The 10,323-nt window shown below is 62.0% G+C and carries 9 protein-coding genes; 3 read left to right on the forward strand and 6 right to left on the reverse strand.

Annotation, left to right across the window (positions count from 1 at the left end):
* Positions 1-134: 134 nt before the first annotated feature.
* Positions 135-1,316, reverse strand: a complete 1,182-nt coding sequence (locus GSM73_RS15615) for a CaiB/BaiF CoA-transferase family protein (RefSeq protein ID WP_160893167.1) — start codon at positions 1,314-1,316, stop codon at positions 135-137.
* Positions 1,317-1,485: 169 nt separating this feature from the next.
* A complete protein-coding gene (locus tag GSM73_RS15620) occupies positions 1,486-2,820 on the reverse strand; it encodes a dicarboxylate/amino acid:cation symporter (protein WP_047228746.1) in 1,335 nt (444 codons plus the stop codon).
* 333 nt (positions 2,821-3,153) lie between these two features.
* Between GSM73_RS15620 and GSM73_RS15625 the strand changes: the two genes are divergently transcribed.
* Positions 3,154-4,152, forward strand: coding sequence for an AraC family transcriptional regulator (locus tag GSM73_RS15625; RefSeq protein ID WP_160893169.1), 999 nt, complete (start codon positions 3,154-3,156; stop codon positions 4,150-4,152).
* Positions 4,153-4,306: 154 nt separating this feature from the next.
* On the opposite strand, the gene GSM73_RS15630 is transcribed toward GSM73_RS15625, so the two are convergent.
* The 3 genes from GSM73_RS15630 to GSM73_RS15640 all read right to left on the reverse strand — a co-directional run bounded on the left by GSM73_RS15630 (position 4,307) and on the right by GSM73_RS15640 (position 7,034).
* On the reverse strand, positions 4,307-5,653 hold the full coding sequence (locus GSM73_RS15630) for an ATP-binding protein (protein ID WP_047228748.1): 1,347 nt from the start codon (positions 5,651-5,653) through the stop codon (positions 4,307-4,309).
* On the reverse strand, positions 5,650-6,327 hold the full coding sequence (locus GSM73_RS15635) for a response regulator (RefSeq protein WP_047228749.1): 678 nt from the start codon (positions 6,325-6,327) through the stop codon (positions 5,650-5,652). Before GSM73_RS15635 ends, GSM73_RS15630 begins: the two co-directional genes overlap by 4 nt.
* Before the next feature lie 107 nt (positions 6,328-6,434).
* A complete protein-coding gene (locus GSM73_RS15640; protein ID WP_160893171.1) occupies positions 6,435-7,034 on the reverse strand; it encodes a hypothetical protein in 600 nt (199 codons plus the stop codon).
* Between the two features lie 153 nt (positions 7,035-7,187).
* Here GSM73_RS15640 and GSM73_RS15645 point away from each other — a divergent pair, with 153 nt between their 5' ends.
* Together GSM73_RS15645 and GSM73_RS15650 are read left to right on the forward strand one after the other, a co-directional pair.
* Positions 7,188-7,979, forward strand: coding sequence for a dienelactone hydrolase family protein (locus GSM73_RS15645; protein WP_047228751.1), 792 nt, complete (start codon positions 7,188-7,190; stop codon positions 7,977-7,979).
* Between the two features lie 127 nt (positions 7,980-8,106).
* The gene (locus GSM73_RS15650) at positions 8,107-8,832 is read left to right on the forward strand and encodes a 4'-phosphopantetheinyl transferase (RefSeq protein WP_218277734.1); all 726 of its coding nucleotides are present in this window, start codon (positions 8,107-8,109) and stop codon (positions 8,830-8,832) included.
* Positions 8,833-8,945: 113 nt separating this feature from the next.
* Here the strand turns inward: GSM73_RS15650 and GSM73_RS15655 are convergent.
* Positions 8,946-10,323: ATP-binding protein (locus GSM73_RS15655; RefSeq protein WP_160893195.1), on the reverse strand; the 1,378-nt coding region annotated here is incomplete at its 5' end.

The following is a 10,323-nucleotide window of genomic DNA, read 5'->3' on the forward strand; positions in this document are numbered from 1 at the left end:
TGGGCGCCATCATAGCGCCCGATTGAAGTGTCCAAAATCATTAGGCCAGTTCAGGCTCGCTCCCACAGGGATTCTGTGAGTGCTATAGGTCCAGTGTGGGAGCGAGCTTGCTCGCGATGAGGCCCGAAAGAACGCTACAAAACCACCCCGGCATCGCGCAGTTGCGCAATCCGCTCAACACTGAACCCCAACTCCCCCAACACCTGATCCGTGTGCGCTCCCAGCTCCGCGCCAATATGCCGAGGCTCGGGCAAGCCCTGCGAGAACTTCAACGGACAGGCCATCTGCGCCTGGCTCGAGCCATCGCCACGAGGCACCTGGGTCACGACGTCCCGGGCCGCTAACTGGGGATGCCTGAGTGTTTCCTCCAGGCTCAGCACCGGTTCGACGCAAGCATCAACCCCCGCAAACAACCGGCAAAGCTCAGCGAAATCATGCTTCTCGAATTCAGCCTGCAACTGCTGCTTTAGCTGCCGTTGCTGATCTGGATGGGGCGACAGCCCCTGGGCCGCCAGCTCCGGCCGTCCCAGGGTCTCGCACAACGCCTGCATGAAGACCGGCTCCAGGCTGCCCACCGACATCCAACGGCCATCCCGGGTGCGGTAATAGTCATAGAAGCTGCCACCGTTGAGCATCTGGTTTTCCCACTCAGGTGCCACACCGCAGGCCAGATAACCGGCACCGGCCAAAGCGTTGAGGCTGAACACACAGTCGGTCATGCTCACGTCCAGATGCTGGCCCTGCCCGGTCTGCTGACGGGCGATCACCGCCGCCAACAGCCCGATCACCCCGTGCAGGGAACCACCGGCGATGTCCGCCGCCTGAATGCCCAGCGGTAATGGCCCAGCGTCGGCACGCCCGGTGTGGCTGGCGAGCCCCGCCAGGGCCAGGTAGTTGATGTCGTGGCCGGCGCGGTCCTTGTAGGGCCCGGTCTGGCCGTAGCCGGTGATGGACACGTAGATCAATCGGGGATTGATCGCCTTCAAGGCTTCGTACCCCAGGCCCAGCCGCTCCATCACACCGGGGCGGAACTGTTCCAGCAGGATGTCGTGGTCGCCCAGCAACTGCTTGATCACCTCCAGCGCCGCCGGCTGCTTGAGGTCCAGGGCCAGGCTGCGCTTGTTGCGGTTGAGGTAGGCATGACTGGCCGAGACGCCCTGATCATGGGGCGGCAGTATCCGTAACAGATCCGGGCGGGTCGGCGACTCGATGCGCAACACCTCGGCCCCCATGTCCGCCAGCAACAACGAGGCGAACGGGCCGGGCAGCAGGGTCGAGAAGTCCAGAACCTTGAGCGATGCCAGTGGGCCTTGCATGGGCGATCTCCGCGTGATGATGCCCTCAAGACTAGGCAGGGGTTGGCGGTGGAGCAATTACCGCAGGTGTCAGTCTGGCTGACCATTGCGCTCAGCAACAGCATCCTCGACTGAAAAATCCCTCAAATAAAAAAACCCGCCGAAGCGGGTTTTTTATTGCAGCGAAAAGTTACTTCACAGCAGCAGGGGTTGGGCCTTCGGCCACGCCCAGGTCGTCTTCTTCACGGGTGTCGGAGATGCCGCGACCGCCGGAAGCCAGTTCGCTCTGCAACTGGTCTACGTCCAGTTCCTTGACCCACTTGGCAACCACGATGGTGGCCACAGCATTGCCCACCAGGTTGGTCAGGGCGCGGGCTTCGGACATGAAGCGGTCGATACCCAGAATCAGCGCCAGGCCGGCTACCGGCAGATGACCCACAGCCGACAGGGTGGCCGCCAGCACGATGAAGCCGCTACCGGTCACGCCGGCAGCACCTTTGGACGACAGCAGCAGCACCAGCAGCAGGGTGATCTGGTGAGTCAGGTCCATCGGCGTGTCGGTGGCCTGGGCGATGAACACCGCAGCCATGGTCAGGTAGATCGAAGTGCCGTCGAGGTTGAACGAGTAGCCGGTCGGGATCACCAGACCCACTACGGATTTCTGTGCGCCCAGACGCTCCATCTTGATCAGCATGCGTGGCAGGGCCGATTCCGACGAGGAAGTGCCCAGCACGATCAGCAGTTCTTCACGGATGTAACGGATCAGCTTGACGACACTGAAGCCGTGGGCCCGGCAGATGGCGCCCAGCACCACCAGGACGAACACCACACAGGTGATGTAGAAGCAGATCATCAACTGGCCCAATTGCACCAGCGAACCGACACCGTAGGCGCCGATGGTGAACGCCATGGCACCGAACGCACCGACCGGCGCCAGTTTCATGATCATGTTGATGATGTTGAACATCACGTGGGCGAAGCGATCGATGAAGTCCAGCACCGGCTTGCCGTAGGCACCCAGGCGATGCAGGGCGAAACCGAAGATCACCGAGAACATCAGCACTTGCAGGATATCGCCATTGGCGAACGCGCCGACGATGGTGTTCGGGATCACGTTGAGGATGAAGGCCACGATGCTCTGGTCTTTACCAGCCGAGATGTAACCGGCGATCTTGCTGGTGTCCAGGGTCGTCACATCGATGTGCATGCCGGCGCCCGGTTGCACGACGTTGACCACGACCAGACCGATCAACAGGGCGATCGTGGAGACGATTTCGAAGTACAGCAGCGCGTAGCCACCGGTCTTGCCCACCGACTTCATGTTCTGCATGCCGGCAATACCGCTGACAACGGTACAGAAGATGATGGGGGCGATGACCATTTTGATCAGTTTGATGAATCCGTCACCCAGCGGTTTGAGGGCAACGCCGGTCTGCGGATAGAAGTGGCCGAGCAAAATGCCGATGGCAATGGCTACGATCACCTGGAAATACAGGGATTTGTACAGTGGCTGACGAGTCGTCATGGCAAACCTTCCTCAAGCGTCCCGTGTGACAACATCCACCTGTCGTCCACGAAACCTCAATTGCGAACCCTCCTGCACTGGAGGGATTTGTTTTGGCGGCTGCACGGCGGCAGACCTGCGGATGCCTATCGCAAGGCCCATGCCATTTTCCGGAAAATGCCTACAACCCCTGAGCTACAAGGGCTACACGCGGGTAAACAGACCTGAACAGCCAGACGCAGATGGCGGATTCCCGCCCACAAGGCCGTTCTCGCTCCGGGATTTGGCGGATATCCGCCTTGTCGAGCGCAAGGCCCCTGCTACCATCGGCAGCTCAATAAACGGATTCCTGCCATGCGCCAACGCACCATCGCCAGCCACTTCGCCCGCGCCGCCCTGGGTGGTGCGCGCCGGCAAGGTTTCGATTACGTTCCCTTGTTGCAACAGCTGGGCATCAGCCCCGAGCTGTTGGACGAGCCGCGAGCACGCATAGCACCAGCGCAGTTCGCCAGCCTGTTGCAGGCCCTGCGGCTGGCACTGGGGGACGAGTATCTGGGATTTGGTCTGGCCCCCAGTAAACCCGGGACGTTTGCCATGATGTGTCACGCGTTGATCCACTGCCGGACCCTGGGCAAGGCACTTCAGCGCGGGTTGTTGTTCTACAGCCTCTTCCCCGACGCCCCGAGCCTGACGCTTGAGGCCGAAGGGGAACGGGTGCGTTTGAACCTGGATGAAACGACACTGCGCGACCCCGACCATTTCCTGGCCGAAAGCCTGCTGGTGATCTGGCATCGCCTCGGCAGTTGGCTGATCGGCCAGCGGATCGGTCTGGAACAGGCGACATTCAGCTATGCCAAGCCCGCCCATGGGGCTGAGTACGATCTGTTGTTCCCCTGCCCGCTGGTGTTCCAGGCGCAACGTTGCAGCCTGTTGTTCCACAGTCGCTACCTGGATATGCCGTTGCTGCAGGACGAACGAACCCTCAAGCACTTTCTTGAACACTCTCCCGCCGACCTGCTGTCACGCCCTGACGATGGCAACAGCCTGAGCAGCCAGCTACGCCGCCTGCTCAGCCGCGACGCCGCACGCTGGCCGGATCTGGACACCGTCGCCGCCCATCTGCACATCAGTCCGCAGACGTTGCGCCGGCATCTGCGGGAGGAAGGCACCAGCTTCCAGGAACTCAAGGATCAGCTGCGGCGGGATATCGCCATCTACCATCTGGGACGCGCGGACCTGTCGTTGCAGCAGATTGCCGAACAGCTGGGATTCTCTGAACCGTCGGCGTTTCACCGGGCATTCAAGAAATGGACGGGGGTGACGCCGGGGGCTTATCGGGAGCAGGAGAGTTGATGGAGGGGCTGCAGATTTTCAGTGGACACACAACCCGCGCGCCCCTCAGATCAAAATGTGGGAGCTTGGCTTGCCCGCGATGGCGCCCTTGAGACCGCCATCGCGGGCAAGTCATGCTCCCACAGGTCTGATCCCAGCAGGTATCCGTTAGCAGTCAAAGCACCGGAAAATGAATCCGAAATGCCGCCCCGCCCAACTCTGAATCCCCCAGGGTCAACCGGGCGCCGTAGCTTTCGATGATGTCTTTGACCACCGCCAGCCCAATGCCCTGCCCCGGATGCTGGCGATCCAGCCGTTCGCCACGCTGCAGAATCCGCGCGCGTTGATCCGGCGGCACACCTGGCCCGTCATCCTCGACACACAATTCAATACCGCCGAGGGTCTGATGCACGCTGATGCGCACCTCGCCCAGGCACAGCCGATAGGCGTTTTCCAACAGATTGCCGAGCATTTCCAGCAAGGCGCCCTGCTCGATCGGCACATGGCACTGCTCCGGCAGATCGAAGCTGACGTGGACGCGCTTGTCGCGATAGACCTTGTCCAGCGTATCGCACAGGCTTTGCAGCACCGGGCGCAAGCGCACCTGATGGCGCACCAGGCCACTTTTGCGCAGGCTCGCGCGCTGCAACTGATAGCCGATCTGCTGGCTCATGCGCTCGATCTGGCTTTGCAGCACCCAGGCCTGTCCACGATCTTCGGTGCGCCGGGCCATGTCTTCACTCACGCCTTGCAGCACCGCCAGCGGGGTTTTCAGGCTATGGGCCAGGTCATCGAGGGAGTCACGATAGCGGCTGCGCTGCTCCCGCTCGCCATGCAACAGGCGGTTGAGGGAACCGGTCAAGCGCAGCAGCTCCCGGGGGTGCTCGGTGCTGAGACTTTCCCGGCTGCCGCTTTCGATTTCGTCCAGTTCCTGGCTCAGGCGCCTCAACGCGCGAAGTCCCCAGCTCAGGCCAATCCACAACAGGGCCAACAACACTGCCAGCGCAGCACCGAAGCCCAGGTAGAGATTTTCCCGCAGGCCGTCGAGCGTCACTTCGTAATCGCGCACCGGTTGCAGGGTGACGAAACTGAACGCCGCGCTCTGGCCCCCGAGCAGTTTGACTTCGACGTCGTAGACGAAAAACTCCTGGCCGTTGTCTTCGCGGATACGCGCGAACTGATTGCCCTGGCCGTCGTAGCGCGGCGTGTAATTGATGTTCTCTTCCCGAGTGGCCTTGGACCGCCACACCAAGCGCCCGTCGCGATCATAGATGTAGCCCAGCAGACGGGCGTCGGCGAGGTTAAAGCGCTCATCGGGCAATTGCGCCGGCATCTTCAAGCGGTTGTTTTCCACGCGGGCAGCGGAAATGAGCGTGGTCACGTCCGACGCCAGGCGTTGTTCGATGGACTCCTGCAGGGCCAGGCTGAACGCGCCTTGCATGGCCGGCAGCAGTGCCAGCATGAACAACACCGCCAGGGTCATGGCGGCCAGCATCAACCGCAGCCGTAGCGAACGAATCACTGGCAACGCTCGTTGAACAGGTAACCCAGGCCACGCACGGTTTCGATCGGTTTGAAGCCGGCCGGGGCTTCCAGTTTGCGCCGCAGACGCCCCACCAGCACTTCGATGACATTGGGGTCACGCTCGTCGTCATCCGGGTAAAGCTGCTCCATCAAGCGGTCCTTGGCGACCACCTGCTGATGATGGCGCATCAGGTATTCAAGGATGCGGTATTCATAGGCCGTCAGCGCCAACGCTTCCTCACCCAGGGACGCTTGCTTGCGATTGAGGTCCAATAGCAACGGACCGGCCACGATGGTCGACTGGGTGAAACCACTGGAACGGCGCAACAACGCGTTCAGGCGGGCCTCCAGCTCTTCGAACTGAAACGGCTTGACCACGTAGTCGTCGGCACCGGCGGCCAGACCTTCGACCTTGTCCTGCCAGTTGCCGCGGGCAGTAAGGATCAGGATCGGGAAGGTCTTGTCCTGGGAGCGCAACCGGCGGATCAGCTCCAGCCCGCTGATGCCCGGCAAGCCCAGGTCGATCACCGCCAGGTCGTGATTGAATTGCGCGACCTGATACAAGGCCTCCTCGGCATTGGCCACGGCCTGCACCACATGGCCGCTGTCGGTCAGACGGGTCTGCAGGTGATGGCGCAGCAAGGCTTCGTCTTCGACGACCAGTAATTTCATGGGGCTCTCCCAGGCAAATCGAACAGTCCAGTCATGCACATCGGGTTACGAGAAGCGGCGCCGGATCGTCTTGGGCCGATCCGGCTGACCACGCTCACCTTCCAGCCTTAGAACGTGTAGTTGGCCGAGAGATAAGTCTGGGCACTGCTGGTCAGGTCCAGCGATCCAACCTTGCCACCTGCGTGGGGGCTCATCTCGGTGCTGGCGTTGCTGCGCAGGTAACGGTAACCCAGTTCCAGCGAGGTGTTTTGTGAAACCTTCTGCAGGATGCCGGCCTGCAAGCCCACGGCGTAGCCGATATCGCTGTCACGGCTATAGCCGGGGGAGTCCTGGGTCAGTTTGGTCAGGCCCGCCGTACCGCCGCCGAACAGCTTGGTGGTGCCGGTGACCGGATAGAACATATCGTAACTGCCCAGCAGGTTTTCCTGGCGCAATTTAATGCCATTGTGAGTGCCCGAAACGTTGTCGTACGTGGCGTAGTAGCGACCCTGGTCGTTTTGCCGGCCCAGTCGGACGCCATAGGTGGTGTCCTTGCCGATGATACCGTCGGCGTTCGGGTGATTGAGGTTAGCGTTCAGCGCGTCGGACTTCTTGACCTTGTCGCTGGTCTGGCCGAGGGTCAGGCTGGCGAAGTTGTCATCGGCGTGGGCCATGGCGCTGGCGCCCAGCACCGTGAAAGCCAACAGCAGAGTTTTCATGTGAGTCATGTTCAAGCTCCTGTGCAACGTGGGTGGTTTGTGAAGTCACAGCCACGTTAACCAACCGTCCCTGAATGGCCCTTGAACGTTCTCTGAACCTGCGCTGAATGAATCGGCTAAAGTGTTCTGTCTCACCCCCTGCACTTATCAAGGAGATCCGTCATGCACAGGTTGCTTGCTGTTGTACTTCTGGCCTTTAGCGCCGCGAGCCACGCCGCCATCCAGACCCAGGAGATTCCCTACACCAGTGCCGACGGCACCAAACTGATGGGTTACTACGCTTACGACGACGCGGTCAAAGGCCCGCGCCCGGGCGTGGTGGTGGTACATGAATGGTGGGGGCTGAACGATTATTCCAAGCGCCGCGCCCGTGACCTCGCGGGCCTGGGCTACAGCGCGCTGGCCATCGACATGTACGGCGACGGCAAGAACACCGAGCACCCCAAGGACGCCATGGCGTTCATGCAGGCGGCTCTCAAGGACGGCAAGGCGGCCAGTGCGCGGTTCCAGGCCGGCCTCGACCTGTTGAAGAAACAACCCCATACCGACCCGGACAAAATCGCCGCCATCGGTTACTGCTTCGGCGGCAAAGTGGTGCTGGATGCGGCGCGCCAGGGTGTTCCACTGGCCGGCGTGGTGAGTTTCCACGGCGCGCTGGTCACCAATACCCCGGCAACACCGGGCAGCGTCAAGGCCAAGGTCCTGGTCGAACATGGCGCGCTGGACAGCATGGTCACCCCGGACAACGTCACCGCGTTCAAGAGCGAAATGGACAAGGCCGGTGCCGACTACACCTTCGTCAACCTTGAAGGCGCCAAGCACGGCTTCAGCAACCCCGACGCCGACCGCCTGGGTCACGGCGAACATGGCGGGCCGGATATTGGCTACAACAAGCAAGCCGATGAAAAGTCCTGGGCGGACATGCAGAAGTTCTTCAAGAAGATTTTTGGCTGAACCCCATCCTTCAGCTGAAACACCCCCCTGTGGCGAGGGAGCAAGCTCCCTCGCCACAAAGCTTCACCCGCTCACAATCTTTATGCCCCACTACCCAGCCTCAAGCCAACCCGGCAAAATGCCGGGCATGAACGCTCTCCCCGCCCTGCCCGCCTGCTGCACGCCCCTGGACGATCAATGGCTGTTGCCTCAAGTCCTGCCCGATACCCTGCTGCTGAGCACCCGCTTCGATCCGTTGCTGCTAAGCGCTGATGATTTTCCGAACAGTGCCATCGAGCCTCCCGCGAGCATCCAGCGTTCGGTGGCCAAGCGTCAGGCGGAATTTCTTGCCGGGCGGATCTGCGCCCGAGCGGCCCTTCATCAATTGGACGGCCAGACCTGTGTGCCGGCCATCGGTGACGACCGCGCCCCGGTATGGCCGGCCCATGTCAGTGGCTCGATCACCCACAGCACCGGCCGGGCCGCGGCCATCGTCGCCAGAAAACACCACTGGCAAGGGCTGGGCATGGACCTGGAAAACCTGCTCGATCCCGAGCGGGCCGAGCGCCTGGCCGGTGAAATCCTCACCCCGCCGGAACTGCTGCGCATGGCCGCGACCGCGCAAGATGACCGAGCATTGCTGGTGACCCTGACCTTTTCCGTGAAGGAAAGCCTGTTCAAGGCGCTGTACCCGATCGTCAGGCAGCGCTTTTATTTCGAACATGCCCAAGTGCTGGAATGGACCCACAGCGGACAGGTTCGGCTGCAGTTGCTCACCGACCTGTCGGCCGAGTGGCGTCATGGCAGTGAACTGTCGGCGCAGTTTGGTGTGAAGGATGGTCAGTTGTTGAGTCTGGTGGGGATCAAGGCCTGAGATTTGTCGCGTTTTTCAGGCCCTTATCGCGAGCAGGCTCGCTCCCACAGGAGACTGCATTTCAATGTGGGAGCGAGCCCGCTCGCGATAAGGCCCGCACAGGCGCCACACCTTCAAGACCTGTCCTGATGCCGCGGCCAGCTCAAGCTGAAGCAGGCCCCACCCAGGCTCTTGCTCTTGCCGATCAATGCCCGGCCATCGTGCCAGTGGATGATCCGCCGCACGATCGACAACCCCAACCCATGACCACCTGAAGCACGGGCACGGCTGTCGTCCAGGCGCAGGAAGGGCTTGAAGATCCGCTCCCACGCCGCCTCCGGCACGCCGGGCCCGTCGTCCTCGACGTCCACCCGACAACGCAACTGACCCACCTGGTAACTGACCGTCACCCGGGAGCTGGCGTGACGCATCGCATTGCTCACCAGGTTCTGCAGGGCCCGATGCAGGAAGCGCGGCTCGGCCTCGACCCAGGCGCCATCGCAATCAGCGGCAGACAGGCACAGGCCGCGCTCGACCGTAATCCCGGCCCGAAGCGGTCCCAACTCTTCAATGACCTGATTGACCAGCGCATCCAGATCCACGCGCTGGAAGTTCAGGGCCGGCGATCCCTGCTCCAGTCGCGCATAGGTCAGCATCTCGTCCACCAGCCGATCCAGGTCTTCGATGTCGTGATCCATGCCCGCCAGGTATTTGTCCCGGGCCTGGGGCGTGGTAGCGCTGCCGATCATCTCCAGGCCAAAACGCAGGCGCGCCACCGGGGTGCGCAACTCATGGGACACCGCACGCACCAGCTCCCGCTGAATCGCCAACAACTGCTGCAAGTGTTCGGCCATGCCGTTGAACGCGGCGGCCAATCGCCCTACCGAGTCAGCACCTCGAGCCGGCACCCGGGTTTCCAGGCTGCCCTGGGCGATCTGGGTGGCGGCCGATTCCAGACCACGCAGGCGCCGCTCCAACTGGCGCACCAACAGGTAAACGATCAGCCCGATCAGGCTCAACCCCAGCGCCGCGATCAGCACCAGCCACTCAGGCGGATAAGGGTTCATCTGGTACAACGGGCCGATTTCCAGCACCCACGGCGTACCGACCATGCCGGCGAACACCCGGATCGAGTCACCGCCCTTGCCCAGCGCCATGACCGTGTCGCCCTCGGCCACGCGCCTACGCTGGTCTTCGTCCATGTCCGCCTGCGTAATGGGCATCAGCCGCAGGTCAAACCCGAAGCCTTTTTCCTGCTTGAGTTGCGCCAGGCGTTCAGGCTGCTCGGCCACCGAGTAACGCACCAACTCATCGGCCAGCAGGTAGATAGTTGCCCGGGCCAGTTGCTCGCTGATCTGACGGACCTCCCCGACCAGCATCAGTTTTTCAGCGTCGCTGACCAGCCGATAAACTTTCGCCGCATGGGGCCCGGTCTGCTCCACCAGGGCCTGGCCGCGCATGACACGGGTGCGCTGGCCGAGATCCAGATCGGTCTGGGCGTAAGTCTGCAAA

The organism is Pseudomonas sp. PICF6, assembly GCF_009831705.1.
GTDB classification, from domain to species: domain Bacteria; phylum Pseudomonadota; class Gammaproteobacteria; order Pseudomonadales; family Pseudomonadaceae; genus Aquipseudomonas; species Aquipseudomonas rhizophila.

Bases quoted from the DNA above. Each gene is read 5' to 3' on its own strand.
- GSM73_RS15615 (WP_160893167.1), bottom strand. From the start codon at position 1,316: ATGCAAGGCCCACTGGCATCGCTCAAGGTTCTGGACTTCTCGACCCTG.
- GSM73_RS15620 (WP_047228746.1), bottom strand. From the start codon at position 2,820: ATGACGACTCGTCAGCCACTGTACAAATCCCTGTATTTCCAGGTGATC.
- GSM73_RS15625 (WP_160893169.1), top strand. From the start codon at position 3,154: ATGCGCCAACGCACCATCGCCAGCCACTTCGCCCGCGCCGCCCTGGGT.
- GSM73_RS15635 (WP_047228749.1), bottom strand. From the start codon at position 6,327: ATGAAATTACTGGTCGTCGAAGACGAAGCCTTGCTGCGCCATCACCTG.
- GSM73_RS15640 (WP_160893171.1), bottom strand. From the start codon at position 7,034: ATGACTCACATGAAAACTCTGCTGTTGGCTTTCACGGTGCTGGGCGCC.
- GSM73_RS15645 (WP_047228751.1), top strand. From the start codon at position 7,188: ATGCACAGGTTGCTTGCTGTTGTACTTCTGGCCTTTAGCGCCGCGAGC.
- GSM73_RS15650 (WP_218277734.1), top strand. From the start codon at position 8,107: ATGAACGCTCTCCCCGCCCTGCCCGCCTGCTGCACGCCCCTGGACGAT.